The sequence below is a fragment of the Sphingomonas sp. DG1-23 genome, from assembly GCF_030730875.1.
Taxonomy (GTDB): Bacteria; Pseudomonadota; Alphaproteobacteria; order Sphingomonadales; family Sphingomonadaceae; genus Sphingomonas.
Map to the genome: position 1 here is coordinate 72,571 of NZ_JAVAMA010000010.1, position 20,846 is coordinate 93,416.

Annotated in this window: 23 protein-coding genes; 6 read left to right on the forward strand and 17 right to left on the reverse strand. The window is 67.5% G+C overall.

From position 1 onward, the window contains the following. Positions 1-4: 4 nt before the first annotated feature. Entirely contained in the window at positions 5-553 is a 549-nt protein-coding gene (gene ssb / locus Q9Q95_RS15965; protein ID WP_306098136.1) for a single-stranded DNA-binding protein, read from the reverse strand. Positions 554-594: 41 nt separating this feature from the next. Between ssb and Q9Q95_RS15970 the strand changes: the two genes are divergently transcribed. After that, entirely contained in the window at positions 595-768 is a 174-nt protein-coding gene (locus Q9Q95_RS15970) for a DUF4169 family protein (RefSeq protein ID WP_306098137.1), read from the forward strand. Between the two features lie 269 nt (positions 769-1,037). Here the strand turns inward: Q9Q95_RS15970 and feoB are convergent, their stop codons facing one another. From feoB to Q9Q95_RS15990, 4 genes are all read right to left on the reverse strand, one after another. After that, complete coding sequence (gene feoB / locus Q9Q95_RS15975; RefSeq protein ID WP_306098138.1) at positions 1,038-2,894, reverse strand: ferrous iron transport protein B; 1,857 nt, start codon at positions 2,892-2,894, stop codon at positions 1,038-1,040. Then, on the reverse strand, positions 2,891-3,178 hold the full coding sequence (locus Q9Q95_RS15980) for a FeoA family protein (RefSeq protein WP_306098139.1): 288 nt from the start codon (positions 3,176-3,178) through the stop codon (positions 2,891-2,893). The genes feoB and Q9Q95_RS15980 overlap by 4 nt, the downstream gene beginning before the upstream one ends. A 196-nt stretch (positions 3,179-3,374) precedes the next feature. Next, on the reverse strand, positions 3,375-4,031 hold the full coding sequence (locus tag Q9Q95_RS15985; RefSeq protein ID WP_306098270.1) for a COQ9 family protein: 657 nt from the start codon (positions 4,029-4,031) through the stop codon (positions 3,375-3,377). Then, positions 4,031-4,966, reverse strand: coding sequence for a DMT family transporter (locus tag Q9Q95_RS15990; protein WP_306098140.1), 936 nt, complete (start codon positions 4,964-4,966; stop codon positions 4,031-4,033). The genes Q9Q95_RS15985 and Q9Q95_RS15990 overlap by 1 nt, the downstream gene beginning before the upstream one ends. 54 nt (positions 4,967-5,020) lie before the next feature. Here Q9Q95_RS15990 and Q9Q95_RS15995 point away from each other — a divergent pair, with 54 nt between their 5' ends. Beyond that, positions 5,021-6,130: an alkene reductase gene (locus Q9Q95_RS15995; RefSeq protein WP_306098141.1), complete on the forward strand. Its 1,110-nt coding sequence runs from the start codon at positions 5,021-5,023 to the stop codon at positions 6,128-6,130. Here Q9Q95_RS15995 and Q9Q95_RS16000 read toward each other — a convergent pair. From Q9Q95_RS16000 to Q9Q95_RS16040, 9 genes are all read right to left on the reverse strand, one after another. After that, on the reverse strand, positions 6,118-6,366 hold the full coding sequence (locus tag Q9Q95_RS16000; protein WP_306098142.1) for a hypothetical protein: 249 nt from the start codon (positions 6,364-6,366) through the stop codon (positions 6,118-6,120). The two genes, Q9Q95_RS15995 and Q9Q95_RS16000, sit on opposite strands and share 13 nt — an antisense overlap. Before the next feature lie 231 nt (positions 6,367-6,597). Continuing rightward, a complete protein-coding gene (gene ribH, locus Q9Q95_RS16005) occupies positions 6,598-7,017 on the reverse strand; it encodes a 6,7-dimethyl-8-ribityllumazine synthase (protein ID WP_306098143.1) in 420 nt (139 codons plus the stop codon). Next, positions 7,017-8,153, reverse strand: coding sequence for a 3,4-dihydroxy-2-butanone-4-phosphate synthase (gene ribB / locus Q9Q95_RS16010; protein ID WP_306098144.1), 1,137 nt, complete (start codon positions 8,151-8,153; stop codon positions 7,017-7,019). Before ribB ends, ribH begins: the two co-directional genes overlap by 1 nt. Next, positions 8,140-8,748, reverse strand: a complete 609-nt coding sequence (locus tag Q9Q95_RS16015; protein WP_306098145.1) for a riboflavin synthase — start codon at positions 8,746-8,748, stop codon at positions 8,140-8,142. The genes ribB and Q9Q95_RS16015 overlap by 14 nt, the downstream gene beginning before the upstream one ends. Beyond that, on the reverse strand, positions 8,748-9,698 hold the full coding sequence (gene ribD / locus Q9Q95_RS16020) for a bifunctional diaminohydroxyphosphoribosylaminopyrimidine deaminase/5-amino-6-(5-phosphoribosylamino)uracil reductase RibD (RefSeq protein ID WP_306098271.1): 951 nt from the start codon (positions 9,696-9,698) through the stop codon (positions 8,748-8,750). The genes Q9Q95_RS16015 and ribD overlap by 1 nt, the downstream gene beginning before the upstream one ends. A 14-nt stretch (positions 9,699-9,712) precedes the next feature. Further along, positions 9,713-10,060, reverse strand: a complete 348-nt coding sequence (locus Q9Q95_RS16025) for a hypothetical protein (RefSeq protein ID WP_306098146.1) — start codon at positions 10,058-10,060, stop codon at positions 9,713-9,715. 87 nt (positions 10,061-10,147) lie between these two features. Continuing rightward, positions 10,148-10,819, reverse strand: a complete 672-nt coding sequence (locus Q9Q95_RS16030) for an energy transducer TonB (protein ID WP_306098147.1) — start codon at positions 10,817-10,819, stop codon at positions 10,148-10,150. A gap of 370 nt (positions 10,820-11,189) precedes the next feature. Further along, entirely contained in the window at positions 11,190-12,524 is a 1,335-nt protein-coding gene (gene gltX / locus Q9Q95_RS16035; protein WP_306098148.1) for a glutamate--tRNA ligase, read from the reverse strand. A gap of 40 nt (positions 12,525-12,564) precedes the next feature. Then, positions 12,565-13,110: a YcxB family protein gene (locus Q9Q95_RS16040; protein ID WP_306098149.1), complete on the reverse strand. Its 546-nt coding sequence runs from the start codon at positions 13,108-13,110 to the stop codon at positions 12,565-12,567. 69 nt (positions 13,111-13,179) lie between these two features. Here Q9Q95_RS16040 and Q9Q95_RS16045 point away from each other — a divergent pair, with 69 nt between their 5' ends. Continuing rightward, positions 13,180-14,115 (forward strand): ribose-phosphate pyrophosphokinase, encoded by a 936-nt coding sequence (locus Q9Q95_RS16045; protein ID WP_306098150.1) that lies wholly within the window; start codon positions 13,180-13,182, stop codon positions 14,113-14,115. Between the two features lie 29 nt (positions 14,116-14,144). Here Q9Q95_RS16045 and Q9Q95_RS16050 read toward each other — a convergent pair whose 3' ends face one another. Then, positions 14,145-14,894: a sulfite exporter TauE/SafE family protein gene (locus Q9Q95_RS16050; RefSeq protein ID WP_306098151.1), complete on the reverse strand. Its 750-nt coding sequence runs from the start codon at positions 14,892-14,894 to the stop codon at positions 14,145-14,147. 206 nt (positions 14,895-15,100) lie between these two features. Here Q9Q95_RS16050 and Q9Q95_RS16055 point away from each other — a divergent pair, with 206 nt between their 5' ends. Together Q9Q95_RS16055 and Q9Q95_RS16060 are read left to right on the forward strand one after the other, a co-directional pair. Further along, entirely contained in the window at positions 15,101-15,421 is a 321-nt protein-coding gene (locus Q9Q95_RS16055; protein WP_306098152.1) for an antibiotic biosynthesis monooxygenase, read from the forward strand. Further along, positions 15,418-16,728 (forward strand): MFS transporter, encoded by a 1,311-nt coding sequence (locus tag Q9Q95_RS16060; RefSeq protein ID WP_306098153.1) that lies wholly within the window; start codon positions 15,418-15,420, stop codon positions 16,726-16,728. The genes Q9Q95_RS16055 and Q9Q95_RS16060 overlap by 4 nt, the downstream gene beginning before the upstream one ends. On the opposite strand, the gene Q9Q95_RS16065 is transcribed toward Q9Q95_RS16060, so the two are convergent. Continuing rightward, positions 16,679-18,967 carry a CDC48 family AAA ATPase gene (locus Q9Q95_RS16065; protein WP_306098154.1) on the reverse strand — a complete coding sequence of 763 codons (2,289 nt, stop codon included), beginning with the start codon at positions 18,965-18,967 and terminating at the stop codon, positions 16,679-16,681. The genes Q9Q95_RS16060 and Q9Q95_RS16065 overlap by 50 nt on opposite strands. 299 nt (positions 18,968-19,266) lie before the next feature. Here Q9Q95_RS16065 and Q9Q95_RS16070 point away from each other — a divergent pair, with 299 nt between their 5' ends. Continuing rightward, positions 19,267-20,157 carry a LysR substrate-binding domain-containing protein gene (locus Q9Q95_RS16070; RefSeq protein WP_306098155.1) on the forward strand — a complete coding sequence of 297 codons (891 nt, stop codon included), beginning with the start codon at positions 19,267-19,269 and terminating at the stop codon, positions 20,155-20,157. Between the two features lie 168 nt (positions 20,158-20,325). Here Q9Q95_RS16070 and Q9Q95_RS16075 read toward each other — a convergent pair whose 3' ends face one another. Continuing rightward, a complete protein-coding gene (locus Q9Q95_RS16075; RefSeq protein WP_306098156.1) occupies positions 20,326-20,778 on the reverse strand; it encodes a peptidylprolyl isomerase in 453 nt (150 codons plus the stop codon). Between the last annotated feature and the right edge of the window lie 68 nt (positions 20,779-20,846).

A 20,846-nucleotide genomic window follows, 5' to 3' on the forward strand; every position in this document is an offset into this window, starting at 1 on the left:
TTGCTCAGAACGGCACGTCGTCGTCGAGATCGTCGGGGAAACCGCCGCCGAAATTGCCGCCGCCGCTCTTCTGGCCGCCGCCGTTGAAATTGCCGCCGCCGCCGCGGTTCGACGACTGGCCGGAGAATTCGTCGCTGCCGGCGCCCCAATCGTCGCTGCCGCCGCCACCGCCGCTGCGGCCCGCGCCACCGCCCTGGCCCGGTGCGCCGTCGAGCATGGTCAGCACCGAATTGAAGCCCTGCAGCGTGACTTCGGTCGAATAACGGTCGTTGCCCTGCTGATCCTGCCACTTGCGGGTGGTCAGCGCACCTTCGATATAGACCTTGCTGCCCTTGCGCAGATATTTCTCGGCGACATTGGCGAGGCCTTCGTTGAACACCTTGACCGTGTGCCACTCGGTCTTTTCCTTGCGCTCGCCCGAATTGCGGTCCTTCCAGCTCTCCGACGTGGCGATACGGAGCTCGACGACCTTGCCGCCGTTCTGGAAGCTGCGCGATTCGGGATCGCGGCCCAGATTCCCGACGAGGATCACCTTGTTGACGCTGCCGGCCATGGAAACTTCGCCTCTAATTCTCTATTCGTGTGGCCAACGATATGGCCGAGATCATCAATCTGAACAAGGCGCGCAAGGCCAAGGCACGGGCAGACAAGCCCATTCGTGCACAGGAAAATCGCGCGCGCTTCGGACGGACGCGGTCCGAGAAAGCGGCCGAAGCCGCCGAGCGGGCGCGAATCGCCAGAACGCTCGATGATTCGAAACGTGACTGACCGCCAACAGGCTAAATTGACCAAGTTGGCGGAAACGCAATTCATCTCGTAACTTTATTGCGCGCGTTGCAGCCCGTTTTCCCGTTGACCGGCGTGGACAATCGACACTGCGCATCGCGCAAGTTCAGCAGGCGAAATCCTACATTGCAAGGGCGGGCGGCTGTGCGCTGACCTTCATCCTCCCCCGCCAGGGGGAGGTGTCGCCGAAGGCGTCATGCTGCGCATGCCACCTCCCCCTGGCGGGGGAGGATTCGAGATGCCGATACGCCCTAAAGCCCCAGCGCGACGGCGCTCCAATAGGTGATGCCCGCCGCGACATAGGCCAGTACGAACAGATAGCCGACCATGAAGGCGGGCCATTTCCAGCCATTGGTCTCGCGCCGCGTGACCGCGATGGTCGAGATGCATTGCGGCGCGAAGACGAACCACATCAGGAAGGCCAATGCAGTGGGCAGCGTCCAGTTCTTGCGAAGATTGGCGCGGATCGCCTCCTGCCCGGCATCGCCTTCGGGATCGTCGATTGCATAGACCGTGCCGATCGCGGCGACCGCGACTTCGCGCGCCGCCATTGCCGGGATCAGCGCCAACGCGATGTCGCGGTTGAAGCCGATCGGCGCGACCACGGTTTCGAGGCCGTTACCGATCCGCCCGGCGATCGAATAGTCGACCGGCGAGACATTGCTGCCCTCGGGCGGCTTGGGGAAGCTGAGCAGCGCCCAGAGCACGATCGTGGTCAGCAGGATGATCGTGCCGGCCCGCTTGAGGAATATCTCGGCGCGCTGCCACAGCCCGAGCAGCACGTCGCGCAGCCGCGGCATCTGATATTTGGGCATCTCCATCATGAAGCCCGACGTCGCGCCCTTCGTCACCGTCCGACGCAGCAGCAACGCGGCGAGAAAGGCGCCGGCAATGCCCATCACATACAGGCCGAACATGACAAGGCCCTGGAGGCCGATACCCGGCAGCACCGCTCTGTTGGGAATTACCGCGCCGATGATGATCCCATAGACCGGCAGGCGCGCCGAGCAGGTCATCAGCGGGGCAATCAGGATCGTGGTGAGGCGGTCCTTCTCGTCCGAGATGGTGCGCGTCGCCATGATGCCGGGAACCGCGCAGGCGAAGCTCGACAGCAACGGAATGAACGCCCGGCCCGAAAGGCCGACGCTCGCCATGATCCGATCCATCAGAAACGCGGCGCGGACCATATAGCCGGTGGCCTCGAGCACGAGGATGAAGGCGAACAGGATCAGAATCTGCGGCAGGAACACCACCACTGCGCCGACCCCGGCGATCACCCCGTCGGTGAGCAGCGAGCGCAGCGGCCCATCGGCCATATTGTCCTTGATCGCGCCCTGCAGCCACGCAAAGCCCGCGTCGATCGCATCGGCAGGCGGCGTCGCCCAGGCGAACACCGCCTGGAACATCACGAACAAGAGGCTGAGCAGCAGGATCGTGCCCCAGACCGGGTGCAGCGCGACGGCATCGAGCCGATGCGTCCAGCGGCGCGCCGCGGTTTCCGAAACGGTAACCGCGGTCGCAATCTGGCGGGCACGCCGCTGGAGGAGGACGATGTCGTGCTGGACCCCGGCGCCGGGGCGCACCGCATGCACATTGCGGACGATCTCGCCGAGCCGGTCCTTGAGCGCATCGAGCCCGCGCTTGCGCACCGCGACAGTGGCGACCACCGGCACGCCGAGCTCGCGCTCGAGCGCTTCGGGATCGAGCTTCAATCCGTCGCGCTCGGCGAGATCGACCATGTTGAGTGCGACCACGATCGGCAGGCCGAGCGCGATCAGCTGGAGCGTGAAGCGGAGATGGTTGTCGAGGTTCGATGCGTCGACAACGGTGATGATCGCGTCGGGCAGCCGCTCGCCTTCCTGGCGGCCGACCAGCACGTCGCGAGTGACCTGCTCGTCGGGCGAGGAGGGATCGAGGCTGTAGGCGCCGGGCAGATCGAGCAGTTCGACCGGGCGGCCATCGGGCAGCGCCATGCGGCCGGCGTGGCGCTCGACGGTGACCCCGGGATAATTGCCGACTTTCTGCCGCGCGCCGGTCAGCGCGTTGAACAGCGCGCTCTTGCCGGCATTGGGGTTGCCGACCAGCGCGACCAAAGGTGCCTGGTTCATGACGCGGCAGTCGGGAGCACGTGAATCGCCGCGGCGACGTGGCGACGCAGCGCCACGGTCATCCGGCCGATCCGGCAGGCGACCGGCCCGCCGCCGAGCACCGAGCGATGGAGCATCTCGACTTCGACGCCCTCGTCGAGGCCGAGCTCGCGCAAGCGGCGGCCCTCGGGTTCCGAAAGGGCGTGCCAGTCCACAGTCGAGACCGTTCCGGGCTTCAGGCGAGGTAATTGGGCCAGCCGGACGGGCTGGGGAATCGCAGCGGCGACGTTCATGCTGCGAGTCATTATCAATTACTGGTGGGGGGCGCTAGTAGGGGATCGCCTTAGGGCAGAAGATCCCTGCTCCGGCCGTCACCCCCGCGAAAGCGGGGCCCATCTCCTGAATGTGCAGCAGAACCCACCGGTGCGCTCGCGGACATTGCAGGAGATGGGTCCCCGCTTTCGCGGGGATGACGCGGTGCGGCCTGTACGGGGGGTCGCGCTAGACCACCGGATAGCGCAGCCGGCCGATGAAGCGCGACAGGCTGGGGCGGTGCGAGGTGCGGGCGAGGAAGCCGGCCTTGGCCTTCTCGAACTTCATGATGCCCTCGATCCGGCGGCCGAGAAAGGCGCGGGTATCGGCATGGCCGTCGCTGTCGTCCTGGAGGAATACCGCGATCGTCGCGGCATAGATCGAGCCGAGCAAGGCGCGCTTGGTATAATGGTTGTAATCGGTCGCGGTGTCGCCGGCGAGCCGCCACATCATATCGGCCGAGCGCCAGCCGAGCTTCGCGGCGCGCAGGGCGTTTTGCGGCATGGCGAGGATCGCGATCGCCCGGCGCAGTGCCTCGCGATTCGTCACGAGAATCGCGAGCCGGGTCTCGACCAGAGCGGTGATGCGGGTGCGGATCTTCATCGCGGCGAGCGCTTCGGGGGTGAAGCGCGCCGCCATTTCGCGATCGACATGCGCGAACCACGCGTCGATCATCGCCACCGCGCCGTCCGAGAAAGCGAGCCGGGCGACGTCGCGGTCGACATGGAGGCTGTCGGCCGCGGCATCGAGCCCCGCAGGGTTCCAGCCGTCGAACGCGGCATTGGCGGCGATCGCCGGCGCGAGCGCGTCGCGCAGTTCGTCGAGCGTGGCGTCTGCGAGGTCCATCACGCCGATTTAGGCGCCTCGACGCCGGACGCAACCCGCTCCGGCTTGCTGCCGCCGCGGACCAGCACCAAAGCGAGCGCGACGAGCACCGCGCCGACAGCATCGGCGGCGGCGAGCCGCTCGTCGAACACCACCCAGCCGAGCGCTGACGCCACTGCAGGCTGGATCAGCAGGGCGATACCGACGACCAGCGGGGTGAGGTGACCGAGCGCATAGATCAGGCAGCCCTGCCCGATCAGCTGGCTGACCACCGCCATTGCGAGCAACGGCCACCAATTGCCCGGCCACACGGTCTCGCCGAGCCCGAGCGCGAGGAGCAGCAATGGCGGAATCGACGCGAGCGACGACAAAGCGAGCGCGGGAAGCGGGGCGAGCCGCTCGCGCGCGCGCGCCATCAGGATGAAATAGAGCGCATAGAGCACCCCGGCGAGCAGGCAGAACAGATCGCCGGTGAGGTTGCGCGGCGACAGGCTCGCCGAGCGCCCCATCAGCAGCGCCGCGCCGATCGCGGCGAGCGCGAGCGCCAGCGCCTGGATGCGGGTCGGCCACATCCGAGCGACGACGAAGCCGTAGATCGGGAAGATCAAGGTCGCGCAATTGCCGAACAGAGTCGAATTGGCGAGCGTGGTGAAGCCGATGCCGATATGCCAGCTGGCCAGATCGGCGGCGAAGGCGAGCCCCGCCACCGCGAGCAGCCCCCACAGGCCCTGCGCCGCGCGCACCGGCCGCTCCCCCAGCAAGGTCGACAGGCCGAGCAGCAGCGGCGCGGCGAGCGCGATCCGCCAGAAGCCCCCCGCCACCGGCCCGACATCGGACAGGCGGACGAACAATGGGCCGAAAGCGAGCGCGACATTGGAGATCACCAATGCGGCGAGCGCGGTGGCCGCATGGCTTCTGACGGCGCTAGTTTTTCTTGGGGACGCGGCTTCCTGCATAGCGCCCTCTAGCGCCCTATCTGGCCTCGACCACAACAAAGGCTTTCTTCCCCTATGCCCAGCCTGTTCGACCCCCTTCAGCTCGGCGCGATCGCCGCGAAGAACCGGATCCTGATGTCGCCGCTGACCCGCGGCCGCGCGACCCGCGACCATGTGCCCCAGCCGATCATGGGCGACTATTATGCCCAGCGGGCGAGCGCCGGACTGATCATCTCGGAGGCGACCGGGATCAGCCAGCAGGGACTGGGCTGGGCCTATGCGCCGGGGCTGTGGAGCGAGGCGCAGGTCGAGGCGTGGAAGCCGATCGTCGCGCGGGTCCACGACGCAGGCGGCAAGATCGTCGCCCAGCTCTGGCATATGGGCCGGCTGGTCCATCCCGACTTTATCGGCGGGGAAGCGCCGGTCTCGGCCTCGGCGAACACCGCGCCGGGCACCGTGCGGACCTATCCCGCCGAGGATAGCGGCGAGATCAAGCGGCCTTACGCGCAGGCCCGGCCGCTGCGCACCGACGAGATTCCCGGGCTGCTCGACGATTATGCGCGCGCCGCGAACAACGCGATCCGCGCCGGGTTCGACGGGGTGCAGGTCCATGCCGCCAATGGCTATCTGATCGACTCGTTCCTGCGCGACAATGCCAATTTCCGCGACGACGCCTATGGCGGGTCGATCGAGAACCGCATCCGCCTGCTCGACGAGGTCACCCGCCGGGTGGTCGACACGGTCGGCGGCGACCGCACCGGGGTGCGGCTGTCGCCGAACGGCGAGGTGCAGGGCGTCAACGACAGCAATCCGGCGCCCTTGTTCGAAGCGGCGGCGGCGCGGCTGGAGGATATCGGCATCGCTTTCCTCGAGATGCGCGAGCCGCGGCCGACGGGCACGCGCGGCAAGCCCGATCACCCGCCGGTGCATCCGGTGATGCGCAAGGCGTTCAAGGGGCCGCTGGTGCTCAATTCGGATTATCATGCCGACGATGCCCAGGCCGCGCTCGATGCCGGCGAGGCCGATGCGATCGCCTTTGGCCGCACGTTCCTCGCCAATCCGGACCTGCCGCGCCGGCTCGCCGAGAAATTGCCGCTCAATCCGCAGCGCGAGGACCTGTTCTATATCGGCGGGGCCGAAGGCTATACCGATTATCCGCGCTGGGACGAGGCTCAGGCGGCCTGATCGAAGCCGTCGAGCCAGTTTGTGCTGACGACCCGGAGCTGCGCGCGCAGCTTCGGGCCGAAGACCAGCGCGAAAACGAGGACGATGGCGAGCGGCCAGAATAGGAAGCTCAAGGCGACGAGCAAGGCAACGCCGATCGCAAAGCCCCAGCGCAGATTGAGCAGCCGCGCGCGGTTGGCGTAGTTCATCCGGATCGTGCGCGGCGCCCTGTCGTCGAACCAGCGTCTGGTGACCAAGACACCCGAATCGATCCCAGCGCTCTCGCCGCGCGCTCCCCTTCCGCTTGCGGGAGGGGCAGGGGGAGGGCCTGACAAATCTCTCGAAGCGGCGCCCACGTCCCCTCCCCTGGCCCCTGCAGGCGGGAGGGGAACAGAAGACGACGCCGGCTTGCCCGTCCGCGTATCGATCACTTCCAGCCGCCGGCCGCGCTCCACCACCTTGTAGCGGGAGGGCGGCGGCCGCATGGCTCAGCCGAACCGGCTCTTGAGCGCGAGCATCGCCAGCGCCGCGTGGGCCGCCTCGCCGCCCTTGTCCTTCTGCGCCGGATCGGCGCGGACGATGGCCTGTTCCTCATTCTCGACGGTGAGGATGCCGTTGCCGAGCGGCACGCCGTCGAGCGCCAGCGCCATCAGCCCGCGCGCGCTCTCGCCCGCGACGATCTCGAAATGGTACGTCTCGCCGCGGATCACCACGCCCAGGGCGACATAGGCGTCATATTCGCCGGTCGCGTCCGCCAGCGCGACCGCGCCGGGGATCTCGAGCGCGCCGGGGACGGTGATCACTTCGTAGTCATGCCCGGCCTCCTGCAGCGCGGTGCGCGCGCCGTCGAGCAGCATGTCATTGAGATGGGCGTAGAAACGGGCTTCGACGATCAGGATGCGGGCCATCAGTTTTCCGTATCGATTGCGCGCTCGCCGACGATCGACAGGCCATAGCCGTCGAGCCCGATGAGCGTGTGGTGGGTGTTGGTGAGCAGGATCATGTCCTGTACGCCGAGTTCGGTGAGGATCGTCGCGCCGACGCCGTAATCGCGCAATTCGTCCATGTCCTTGGCTTCGAGCGTGCCGGCCTTGGCCTGCAGCGCGACGCTGAACTGGTCGGGGCGCGGCTTGTTGATCACCACCACGACGCCCGCGCCCTCCTCGCCGATGATCTCCATCGAGCGGCGGAGCAGCCCCCCGCGCGCGCCGCCTTCGCCGAAAATGTCGCTGAACGGCGACATTGCGTGCATGCGGACCAGAGTCGGCTTCGACGGGTCGATCTTGCCCTTTACCAGGGCGACCTGCTCGCTCTCGGTCGCCTTGTTCCAGAAAGTCAGCGCGGTCCATTCGCCGCCCCATTCGCTGGTGAAGCGGGCCTCGGCGCGCTTCTCGACGAGATGGTCGTGGCGGCGGCGATAGGCGATCAGGTCGCGGATCGTGCCGATCTTGAGATTGTGGAACTGGGCGAAGGCGACGAGATCGTCGAGCCGCGCCATCGTCCCGTCGTCCTTCATGATCTCGCAGATCACCCCCGACGGATTGAGCCCCGCCAGCCGGGCGACGTCGACCGCGGCCTCGGTATGGCCGGTGCGGACGAGCACGCCGCCGTCGCGCGCGACCAACGGGAAGACATGGCCGGGCGAGACGATCGCCTCGGGGCCCTTCGACGCGTCGATCGCCACCGAAACGGTGCGCGCGCGGTCGGCGGCGGAGATGCCGGTGGTGACGCCTTCTTTCGCCTCGATCGAGATGGTGAACGCAGTTTCGTGACGCGTGCCGTTGTTGCGCGACATCAGATCGAGCCCGAGCTGGTCGACGCGCTCCTTGGTCAGCGCGAGGCAGATCAGGCCGCGGCCGAATCGCGCCATGAAGTTGATCGCGTCGGGCGTCGCCATCTGGGCGGGGATGACCAGATCGCCTTCATTCTCGCGGTCTTCGTCGTCGACGAGGATGAACATCCGGCCGTTGCGCGCCTCGTCGATCAGCTCCTCGGGCGCGGAAAGGAAGCCATGCTTGATGCTGGCGAGTTCAGGCTTTGCCACGGAGCGACTCCATACGCTGCAGATAACGGGCGAGGACGTCGATCTCGAGATTGACGGCCTGGCCGATTTCGATGCCGCCGAACGTGGTCACGGCGGCGGTGTGGGGAATGATGTTGAGGTGCAGGTTCACGCCCCTGGCGGTGTCCTCGACCGCATTGACGGTGAGCGAGACGCCGTCGACGGTGATCGAGCCCTTGGCCGCGACATAGGGGGCGAGGTCCTTGTCCGCGGCGATGATCAGCCGGTGCGACCCGCCCTCCTCGCGCCATTCGGACACGGTGCCCACACCGTCGACATGGCCGGTGACGATGTGCCCGCCGAGCTCGTCGCCGAGCCGCAGCGCCCGCTCGAGATTGAGCCGGCGCCCTTCGGTCCACATCCCCGCGGCAGTGCGCGAGACGGTCTCTGCCGAGACGTCGAACGCGACCCGGCCTGCGCCCTTGTCGACCACCGTCAGGCAGACGCCCGAGCAGGAGATCGACGCGCCAAGATCGATCGTGTCGACGTCGTAGCAGGTGGATATTTCGACGCGCAGGTCGCCCTGGCGGCTGGCGGCGGCGATAGTGCCGATATCGGTGACGATTCCCGTGAACATCAGGAATTCGCGTAGACTTCGAGCCGGTCGCTGCCAAGCATGCGCGTGTCGATCAATCGCCAGCGGCCATGTGCCGATGCGAGATCCACGAGGCCGAGATCGCCGAGCGCAGGCTTGCCCGAACCGATCAGGATCGGCGCGCGATAGAGCAAAAGGCGATCGACCAACTCCTCGCGCAGGAATGCGGCGGCGGTTTCGGCGCCCCCTTCGACGAGCAGATGATCGATGCCGTCGAGGTTCGCGACGTCGGCGGGTTCCGCCAACCACACCCCGTCATCCCCGCCTTCGCGAAGATGACGGCTCAGGAGGAGGCGGCGCGGCGAACGCGCTTCGAGACCGGGCAGCCGCACATCGAGCTTCGGGCGATCGGCTTCCCAGGTGCGGCGGCCGACGAGAATCGCTTCGTGCCGGGCGCGCTCGAGATGCGCATGTGCGCGTGCCTCGGGCCCGGTGATCCAGCGGCTTTCGCCCGAAGGCAAAGCGATGCGGCCGTCGAGCGACGTCGCGAGCTTGAGGGTGACATAGGGGCGGCGCTTTGCCTGGCGGGTGAGGAAGCCGGCCATCGCCGTGCGCGCCGCGCCCGGAGCGACATCGTCATCCACCTCTATTCCGGCAGCGCGCAGCTTTGCCGCCCCAGCGCCGTCCGTGCGCGGATCGGGGTCACCCAGCGCGATCACCACCCGACCCACCCCGGCCTCGATGAGCAGATCGGCACATGCGGGACCGCGCGAAGAGACATGCGCGCAAGGCTCGAGCGTGACGTAACAAGTCGCGCCGCGCGACTTTTCGCCAGCTTCGGCCAGCGCCATCGCCTCGGCGTGGGGGCGCCCGCCGGGCCGGGTCCAGCCGCGCCCGACGACACGATCCTCGCTGACCAAGACGCAGCCGACATTGGGATTGGGGGCGGTGCGCCCGCGCGTCCGCTCCGATAGCGCCAATGCTGCGCCCATCCAGCGCGCGTCGCTCAGAAGCCCCACGATTCGAGCTTGTCGTCGAGCCGCTTGAACTCGGCCTGCCGCGCCTCGCGCTTCTTTTTCAGCTCGGCCTGCTGGATGTGTTTCTTGGCCTGATCGATCTTCTGCTGCGCCTTGATCTGCGCGTCGGTGCGCGTGATCGGCCATTGCTCGACATAGATGATGTTGCGTTCGTACGGCGTCTCGAAGTGCGAATCCTTCACGAACGCCCAGAGGATCAGCAAAGTCAGCGCAAGGGCGAGCACCATGAAGACGAGTTCGTGGCGTTTGCGCGTCGCGAGGAAGAAACGCAGGTCGCGATAGGCCGCGAACGGCGAGAATCTCTTGAGGAAGGTCATTTGCTCCGCAAGATAGGGGCGCGGGGGCTCCAGGGCAAACCCCCGCGCCGGCCGGGCGCTATCGCGCCCGGGGTCTCGAGGCAGGGATCACTGGTTCGCGATCTCGAACCGCACGCTCATCGTCTTCCAGCTTTCCTGCGGAACGCCGCCGCGCGTCGCCGGCCTGAAACGCCATTTCGACAGCGCCTGGCGTCGCGTCGCCTCGAAAAAGGCGTCGCTGGTCGCGCTGACCGGTTCGGCTGCCTTCACCCGCCCGTCCATCCCGATCAGCACGCGGATCTTCACGACACCATCGCGCTGGGCACGGAGCTCGCTGGCGGGATAGGCCGGCTGAAAGTCCTTCGCGAAACGCGGATCCTGGGCCGCCGCCATCAGCGGCGGGAGCGGCGGCGGCGCGGTTTCGGGAACGAAGGTGGGCCCGGTATCGGGCACCGGCGGCAAGGGCGGCACCGGCGGGTTGATGATCGGCGTGGTTTCCATGCGGTTGGTCGACTCGGACTCGATGATCGGCCTGGGGGCGACGGGTTGCGGCATCTGCGCGTTCCGCGGGTCCGTCCTGGGCTTCGGCAAGTCGATCGGCGGCGGCTCCACCGGGTTGCGGATGTCGATGATCTTGATCGGCTCTGCCGGACCTTTCGAGATGACGTTCGGGGCGAGGTAGAACAGCATCCCCGCAACGATGGCGCCGTTGATCAGAAAGGCAGCGCCGAAGCTGACGCTGCGCGATTGGCGCGGCATGTAACCATGTTCTGCATACATGACGGTGCACTCCATCTCCTGAAGCCGGTCTGATGCCGACTCGAGTGATGATACAACGTAACATTAAAATGTAAACGACTTTTGTCCGGGCGCCGATCGAGCCGTTCGGGACGTCGGGCGCAAGTCTTCCCGATCTTTGCCTTTGGGAAGAGCAGTGAGTCCGAGTCTGCTCAATCGCCGTCATCCCGAAAGCCGATTTTCTTCAAATCTGTGATTTGATCAGAAATCGAGCTGTCCGGGATGCACCGTGCGGCGGGGGTGTCCAGCGGCGTGGTGGATCCCGGACTGAAGGCTTTCCGACGGTAAACCTGCGGTTTTCCGGGAAAGCCTGACATCCGGGATGAGGCGAATGGCCTATGGCGGCCCGCGCCTAGGCGGCCGCCCGGAGCCGCGCCAGCGTCCGATCGCGGCCGATCAGCGGGAGAAGCGCCGCCATGTCGGGGCCGTGCGCGCGTCCGGTGAGCGCGAGTCGCAGCGGCAGGAACAGCGACTTGCCCTTGCGGCCGGTGGTTTCCTTGAGCGCGTTGGTGAGCGCATGCCAGGGATCGGCCGACCAGTCGAGCGCCGCCGCCACCTCCGCCGCCTGCACCAGCCAGGCGCGATCCTCGTCCGGCAGATCGGCAGGGTCGATCGGCCCCTCGACCACGCGCCACCAGTCGGCGGCCTCGGCCACGGTAGCGAGATTGGGCCGGATCGCCGCCCACGCGATCGACGTCATGCCGTCGGGCAGGCGTGCCGCGACCGCATCGAAGCCGAGCTGATGGACGATGCGGGCATTGAGCTGGGCGAGCTCGGCCTCGTCGAACCGCGCCGGCGCGCGGCCGAAGCGGGCGAAGTCGAAGCCATGGATCAACGGGGCGGCATCGACATGCGGCTCGACGGGATCGCTGGTGCCGATCCGCGCGAGCAAGGCGATCAGCGCCTGCGGCTCGATCCCTGCTTCGCGGAAATGATCGACGCCGAGCGAGCCGAGCCGCTTGGACAGCTTGCCCTCATTGCCGACCAGCAGCGCCTCGTGCGCGAAGGCCGGCGGAGTGCTGCCGAGCGCATCGAACATCTGGAGCTGGGTCGCGGTGTTCGAGACATGATCCTCGCCGCGCACGACATGCGTCACCGCCATGTCGACGTCGTCGACCACCGAGGGGAAGAGATAGAGCCACGAGCCGTCGGCGCGGCGGATCACCGGATCGCTCATCGTCTTCGGATCGAAACGCTGATGGCCGCGGACCATATCGTCCCATTCGATCGGCATGTCGTGATCGAGCTTGAACCGCCAATGCGCGCGCACGCCTTCGGTCTCGAGCTTCGCGCGGTCTTCCGCACCCAATCCGAGCGCGGCGCGGTCATAGACCGGCGGCAGTCCGCGCCCGAGCAGCACCTTGCGCTTGAGATCGAGCTCTTCCGCGGACTCATAGGCCGGATAGATGCGGCCGGCGGCGACCAGCCCGGCGAAAAGCGCCTCGTAGCGCTCGAACCGCGCCGACTGGCGCGCCTCGCCATCGGGGACGAGCCCGAGCCAGCCGAGATCGGCGCGGATCGACTCGACATGGCGCTCCTCCGAACGCGCGCGATCGGTGTCGTCGATGCGCAGCAGGAAGCGGCCGCCCTGCTTGCGCGCGAACATCCAGTTGTGGAGCGCGGTGCGCAGATTGCCGACATGGAGCGTGCCGGTCGGGCTGGGAGCGAAGCGGGTGGTCACCGTCATCGCGGCGCTCTAGCCAGCGCGACCGGACCGCGCAAACCGATCATAGCCGGCGCACGGCTGAGGCTTCGAGCGTCGCGCGCAGCCCGGCTTGTTGCGCCTCCGACAGGATGGCAGCGGGAATCAGGTGATAATGCTGCTCGTTGAAATAGAGCAGGAAGCCGATCGCTGCGGCGTGCCAGCCGTAAAAGTCGCTCCACGGCAGCTCGCTCGTCCCGTTGGCCGAGCGCGCGGACAGCCCGGCCAGGGACCAGCACGCCTCGACCGGCCTGCTCGACAGGGGATTCTGGCGCACGACCCGCCGGACCCGACGGGGGATGAGCGCATAGAGCAGGACACACATGAGAGGAAACAGCACCAGCACTTCGCCACCGAACAGCAACGCCGTTCCGACCGGGTCCGGATCCTCGATCACGATCCCGAAGACCAGGCCGGCCCCGGCAAAAGCCAGCGCGCCGATGGCGAGACGGAGCAGCATGCGCCGCGAGAAAATGCGCCGCCGGAAATTGGCGCGACTGGCGGAAATCTGCGCTGCCTCGTCGAGCGAAAAGGTCACACAGGTGACCGGTTCGTGATGTTCGAGTGGCATCAGCTCTTCCCAATCCGACACTTTGGCCTTTAAGGCGCGGTGCATAGCAAGCCTTGCGGAGTGGCGCATATGAAACTGATGGCCGGCAATTCGAACATGCCGCTCGCCAGCGCGATCGCGGATTATCTCGAGATCCCGCTGACCCAGGCCAATGTCCGCCGCTTCGCCGACGAGGAGATCTTCGTCGAGATCCTCGAGAATGTCCGCGGCGAGGACGTGTTCGTGCTCCAGTCGACCAGCTATCCGGCCAACGACAATCTGATGGAGCTGCTGATCATGATCGATGCGCTGCGCCGCGCATCGGCGAAGCGGATCACCGCGGTGCTGCCTTATTTCGGCTATGCCCGCCAGGACCGGAAGCCCGGGCCGCGCACCCCGATCTCGGCCAAGCTGGTCGCGAACCTGATCACCACCGCGGGCGCCAATCGCGTGCTTTCGGTCGATCTCCACGCCGGGCAGATCCAGGGCTTTTTCGACATCCCGACCGACAATCTGTTCGCCGCGCCGGTGATGTCGGCCGACATCACCACGCGCTTCCCCGGCAAGCAATGGATGGTGGTCTCGCCCGACGTCGGCGGCGTGGTCCGCGCCCGCGCGCTGGCCAAGCGGCTCGACAATGCGCCGCTGGCGATCGTCGACAAGCGCCGCGAGCGCGCCGGCGAATCCGAAGTGATGAACATCATCGGCCAGGTCGAGGGGCGCTTCTGCATCCTGATCGACGACATCGTCGATTCGGCGGGGACGCTGTGCAACGCCGCCGCGGCGCTCAAGGCGGCGGGCGCGGAAGACGTCGTCGCCTATTGCACCCATGGCGTGCTGTCGGGCGGCGCGGTGGCGCGAGTCGACGGCTCGGCGCTGCGCGAGCTGGTGATCACCGATTCGATCGGCAACCATGCCGTGATCGCCGAAAGCGCCAAGGTCCGCCATCTGACGATCGCGCCATTGCTCGCCGAGGCGATCAAGCGGATCGCGGACGAGAGTTCGGTTTCGTCGCTGTTCGATTGATCTGAATCCCCCCGCGCAGCGGGGGAGGATCAGGCCAGCGCTTCCCAGAGCAATGCCGCGCCGACGAGGATCATCAGCCAGTAGATCGCGGTGTAGAAGCGCTCGGGCGCGATGCGGCGGACGAGCCACACACCGGCGACCGTCGAGGCCAGTGCCAGCGGGAGCAGGGCCGCGGCGGTGAGCAGATTGGTCCGCGTAAACTGGCCGAGCGCGGCATAGGCCGGTACCTTGATCCAGTTGATCGCGGCGAAGAACAGCGCCGTCGTGCCGATCAGCACGTCGCGCTCGAGCCGCCGCGGCAGCACCCAGAGCTGGAAGGGCGGCTGGCCGGCATGCGCGATCTGGCTGGTGAAGCCCGAGGCCAGGCCGAACAGCGACCCCATCCAGAGCGGCCAGCGCGCCGCCTCGGCCGGGGCGGCATGGCGCGCGCTCCACAGCCGATAGGCCCCGAACAACATCGAGATGGCGCCGACCGCCGCCATGACGCCAAGCGGCGAGACGCCGGCGGCAAAGGCATAACCGAGCCAGATGCCGAGGATCGCGCCAGGCATCATCCAGCCGAGCAGCTTCCATTCCACCGTGCGGCGGAACGCCCAGACCCCGACCAGATCCTGCGCGATCAGGATCGGCAGCAGGATCGCCGCGGCGCGCACCGGATCGATCGCGAAGGTGAGCATCGGCAGCGACAGCGCGCCCATGCCCGCAAAGCCGCCCTTGGCGAGCCCGAGCAGGATCACCGCGGGGATGGCGAGCGCGTAGAAATGCCAGTCGGTAATCATGCGCCCAGCTAGGGCCATTGAACGGAAGGGGAAAGCGCCCCCGTGCACCCTCCCGTCACTCCGGACTTGTTCCGGGGTCCACCGCGACCCTATCCGCTGCGCTACCGGCTCCTTGTTCTTCACGTGCGGCACGGTGGACCCCGGCACGAGGCCGGGGTGACGGGAAAGAAGAAACTGCCTATCCGCCTTCTGGCAGGGAGGCGCGCATGGCAGAGGATCGCACGGGGCAAGTGATGGTGGCGTTCGTCTCGGAACGCACCGGCGACGATGCCGAAGGCTATGCCGCCGCCGCCGATGCGATGGACGCGCTCGCCGCGCAGCAGCCGGGCTATCGCGGAATCGACAGCGTCTCGGCCGGCGGGCTCGGCATCACCCTCAGCTATTGGGCCGATGAAGCCAGCGCGGTGGCGTGGCGCAAGCATCCCGAGCATGCCGCGACGCGCGAGGCGGGGCGCGGGCGCTGGTACAAATGGTATCGGCTCCACGTCGCGGACATCACCCGCAGCTATGATTGGGCGCGCGAATGAAGGTCCGCGGCATGGATCGCACCTTCGCGCTGCTGTTCACCGTGATGCTGGCGATCGCGGCCGGGAACACCGCGCTGCAATCGGTGCTGCCGGCGCTGGGACGCTCGCTGGGCGCCGCCGACAGCGCGGTCGCGGCGGTATTCTCGGTCTCGGCCCTGCTGTGGGTGATCGCCGCGCCGTTCTGGGCCAATCGCTCGGACCGGCACGGGCGGCGCGCGATGGTGTTGCTCGGAGTCGCGGGGTTCACCGTGTCGCTGCTGTTGTGCGGGATCTTCCTCGCGCTCGGGATCAACGGCGTACTCGGGCCGCTCGCCACCTTCGCCGCGTTCATCGCGGCGCGCGTCATCTACGGCCTGTTCGGCGCGGCGGCGCCGCCGGCGGTGCAGGCGATCGTCGCGGGGCGCACCACCCGCGAGGAGCGGACCCGCGCGCTGACCCTGCTCGCCTCGGCATTCGGGCTGGGCACGATCCTCGGCCCCGCGCTCGCGCCCTATCTGGTGCTCGGCCATCTTTGGCGAGGCGGACCCGAGATCGGGCTGGCGGGGCCCGCCTTCGTCGCGGCGGCGATCGGCGCGGCGATCTGGACCGCCGTCGCCCGGCTGTTGCCCCATGACGAAGGCGTGGCCCATGGCGCCGCGGCGAGCTACCCGTCGATCGGCGGACAGGCGACCGGTGCGGCCGTCACTGCCGCCACCGGATCCTCGAGCGAGAAGATCGGCTATTTCGACTCGCGGATCCGCGGCTGGATCGTCAGCGGACTGGTCGTCGGCCACGCCCAGGCGATGACCGGACAGGCGATCGGCTTCCTGATCATCGACCGGCTCGCGGTCTCGCCGATGGCCGCGCTCGAACCGACCGGGCTTGTGCTGATGATGGGCGCGGGATCCGCATTGCTCGCGCAATGGGGGCTGATCCCATTGCTCGACCTCAAGCCGCGCGCGCTGGTGCTCGCCGGCACCGCGCTGGGCATGGCGGGCTGCATCGCCACCGGCAGCGCGACCTCGCTCTACGGGATCGCGCTCGGCTATGCGCTGACGTCGCTCGGCATGGGGCTGGCGCGACCGGGCTTCACTGCGGGCGCGTCGCTCGCCGTCGGCGCCGGGGCGCAGGGTTCGGTGGCGGGCAAGGTCACCTCGATCAACGGCGCCGCCTTCGTGCTCGGGCCGTCGATCGGGGTGGGCCTGTACGAGTTGTGGCGACCGCTGCCCTATCTGGCCGCGGCCGCTGCGCTCGCCTGTCTGCTCGTCTACGCCTGGCTCAGTCTGCGCCCTTCGGACCCCGACCGTGGAGCATCCCCGGCGCAATGAAGCCGAGCGGCTGGATCGCCGAGGCCTGTTGCTTGAGCCGGCTCGACATCGCCTGATATTCGTCCTCCATCTCGGGCGTGACCGTCGCGCGCGAATCGGCGAGCGCCGCCTCGAAATGCGCCATGGTCACTTCGCGGGTCTCGAGCGATTCGCGCAGGGCGACGAGACCGGCGCGGCGGACGACATCCTCGAGATCGGCGCCGGTGTAGCGCGGCGTCTGCTCGGCAACGTCGCCGAGATCGACGTCGCTCGCCAGCGGCATCTTCGCGGTCTGGATGCGGAGAATGCGCTCGCGCCCGGCCTTGTCGGGGACGCCGACATAGATCAGCTCGTCGAAACGGCCCGGGCGGAGCAAGGCCGGATCGATCAGATTGGGCCGATTGGTCGCGCCGATCACCACCACCGACTGGAGCTCCTCGAGCCCGTCCATCTCCGACAGGATGGTGTTGACCACCCGCTCGGTCGCCTGCGGCTCGCCCAGCCCCCCGCCGCGCGCGGGGACGAGGCTGTCGAGCTCGTCGATGAAGATCACGCAGGGCGCGACCTGCCGCGCGCGCGCGAACAGGCGCGCGATCTGCTGCTCGGACTCGCCATACCATTTGCTCAGCAGGTCGCTCGACTTGGTGGCGATGAAGTTCGCCTCCGCCTCGCGCGCGACGGCCTTGGCGAGCAAGGTCTTGCCGGTGCCCGGCGGACCATAGAGCAGGAAGCCCTTGGCCGGGCGGATGCCGAGCCGGCGGAACGCGTCGGGATCCTTGAGCGGCAGCTCGACGCCTTCCTTCAAGCGCATCTGCGCGTCGTCGAGCCCGCCGACATCGTCCCAGCGGACGCGTGGCGCCTCGACCATCACTTCGCGCATCGCCGAAGGCTGGACGCGCTTCAATGCCTCGAGGAAATCCTCACGGGTGACCGACAGCGTGTCGAGCACCTCGGGCGGGATGGTATGGTCCTCGAGATTGAGCCTGGGCATCAGCCGCCGCACCGACTCGATCGCCGCCTCACGGGTGAGCGCGGCGAGATCGGCGCCGACGAACCCATAGGTCGTGCGGGCAAGCTCGCCCAGATCGACTCGATCCCCGAGCGGCATGCCGCGGGTATGGATCCCGAGAATCTCCCGGCGCCCACGCTCGTCGGGGACGCCTACGACGATCTCGCGATCGAACCGGCCCGGACGCCGCAGCGCTTCGTCGATCGCTTCGGGACGGTTCGTCGCAGCGATCACGACGATGTTGGCGCGCGCCTCGAGCCCGTCCATCAGCGTCAGCAACTGGGCGACGAGGCGCTTCTCGGCCTCGCCCGATACCTGGCCGCGCTTGGGCGCGATCGAATCCACCTCGTCGATGAACACGATCGATGGCGCCGACTTGGCGGCTTCCTCGAAGACCTGCCGCAGCCGCGACTCGGACTCGCCATAGGCCGAGCCCATGATCTCGGGGCCGTTGATCAGATGGAACGTCGCATCGCTCTCGTTGGCGACTGCGCGCGCGAGCCGGGTCTTGCCGGTTCCGGGCGGCCCGTGGAGCAGCACGCCCTTGGGCGGATCGACGCCGAGGCGCTGGAACAATTCGGGATAGCGCAACGGCAATTCGACCATCTCGCGGAGCTGGTCGATCGTCGCGGCCATGCCGCCGATATCGTCATAGGTGACGTCGGCGCGCCGGCTCTCAGAGGCCTCCTCATATTCGGGACGCAGCTCGACTTCGGTATTCTCGTCGATATGGACGATGCCCTTGGGCATGGCCGAGACCACGGCGAGGCGGATCTCCTGCAGCGCATAGGCCGGGGCATTGACCCAGCGCTGGACATTGGGATCGACGACGCGGTGATGCCCCGCGGTGGCGACGATGTCGCCCTGCGCGAGCGGGCGGCCGTAAAAGGTGCGCTGGAGCGCTTGCGCCGAACCCTGGAGGCGAAGATTGGCCTGTGCAGGCGCGAACACCACCCGGGTCGCGGGCTTGGAGGCTGCGGCGCGCACCTCGACGAAATCGCCCGAGCCGACGCCGGCATTGGCGCGCTGAAGGCCGTCGATGCGGAGCAATTCGAGCCCCTCGTCCTCGGTATAAGGCAACACCGCGCGCGCCGGCGTGGCGCGCTTGCCGACGATCTCGATCACCTCGCCTTCGGTGATGCCGAGCGCCGCCATCAGCGTGCGCGGGACATGCGCGAGTCCGCGGCCGCTATCCTCGGGCCGGCTATTGGCTACCTGGAGCTTGCGCCCTCTGCTTTCGTCGTCCGCCACTCTTCATTTCCTTCAGGCAATGAAGCGGGAACATAGGAACGCGGTTTCCGTGCCGCGAGGGGGGCAAAAAAAATGGCGGGCCGAAGCCCGCCTTGGAAAGTTTTAGGAGAGGATGCCTGAAAGGCACGCCCTATGTGCAGTGCGGTAGGTTTTTGTGCAAGTGCGAAATAATCCTTAGGTGGTTGCACGGATTGCAATCGTGCCCGGCAGAGGCGATAGTGCGCCTACAGGCGCTCTGGGGGCTTGCATGCGTTCGAACCCTGAGCAAAGCTTGTACCGCAGTGCACAAAAGAAAGACCATGCGCAGGCTACCGCCCCTCACCGCCATCGAGGCGTTCGTCCAGGTCGCCAGGCTCGGCTCGATCAAAGCCGCGGCAGAGGAGCTCGCATTGTCGTCCCCGGCGCTGAGCCGGCGGGTCCAGGCGCTAGAGCGCTTCATCGGCAAGCCCTTGTTCGAACGGCGGCATCAGGCGCTCAAGCTCAACGACGACGGCGATCGTCTGCTCGGCATGATCGCGCCGGCGCTCGATGCGATGACCGACGCAATCGAGGCGATGACCAGCGGCGGCGAATTGCTCCGCCTTCGCCTCGGGGTGCTGCCGCTCTACGCCACCCAGCAACTGCTGCCGCGCCTGCCCGAACTCAAGCGCCGCCATCCCGAATTGCATCTCGACGTCGACACCGCCGGCTATGGCGTGACCCGGCTGGGCGACGGGCTCGACGCGGCGATCGTGATCGCGCGCGACATCGACCCCGGTTTCTATTCGAGACGGCTCGATCGCAATCGCGTCCATGTGATCGGGGCGCGCGCGCTGGTCGAAGGCCCCGATCCGGTCACCCGGCCCGAACAGCTTTCGAAGCTCACCGCTTTGGTCCACCGCGACATGCCCGAGACCTTCACGGCGTGGCGCGCGGCGGCGGGCTTCCCCGATCTCGAGCCGCTGGCGATCGACCATTTCGATTCGGGCAATCTGATGCTCGAGGCCGCGGCGCAGGGGCTCGGCGTCGCCTTCATGCTCGAATCGCATTTCGAGGCGGCGCGCGACGAGCGGCTCGTCCAGCTCTTCGACCTGACGGTGGAGAGCCATTACAGCTATTGGTTCGTATGCCGCCCGCGCGCACTGGGCCAGCGCCCGGTGCGGATCTTCCATGACTGGCTGATCGAGGCGCTGGGGGCGGAGAGCGCCTGAACGGCACCCTTCAATTCGTCAGCCCGGACTTGTTCCGGGGTCCACTTTGCGGCGCGGGAAGCGTTGACGAGTAGAACAGGTCGGTTGCGCGCGCGACCAGAAGATATCGGCGGTTATCGACCGTTGCCCGGTGGACCCCGGCCCAGGGCCGGGGTGACATCGGTTTGATTATTCCGTCCGTGCCTTGACGATCTTGCCGGGCTCGCGCGGCGGCTCGCCCTTGGGGAGCGCGTCGACATGCTCCATGCCTTCGGTGACTTCGCCCCACACCGTATATTGGCGATCGAGGAAGGTCGCATCGTCGAGGCAGATGAAGAATTGCGAATTGGCGGTGTTCGGATCGTTGGTCCGCGCCATCGAGCAGACGCCGCGGACGTGCGGCTCGGCGCTGAATTCCTGGTTGAGATTGGGCTCCTTCGAGCCGCCCATGCCGGTGCCCGAGGGATCGCCGCCCTGCGCCATGAAGCCGTCGATCACGCGGTGGAAGATCACCCCGTCGTAAAAACCCTGGTCGGCGAGCTTGGTGATCCGCTCGACATGCTTCGGCGCCAGATCGGGACGGAGCTTGATGCGGACGTCACCGGTGTCGAGAGTCAGGACGAGCGTGCTGGGTTCGGACATAGGTTACTCCATGAAACGATTTACCTGCGAACTAGCAGGTCGCGAGTGACTTGCAACACGCGCGCCGC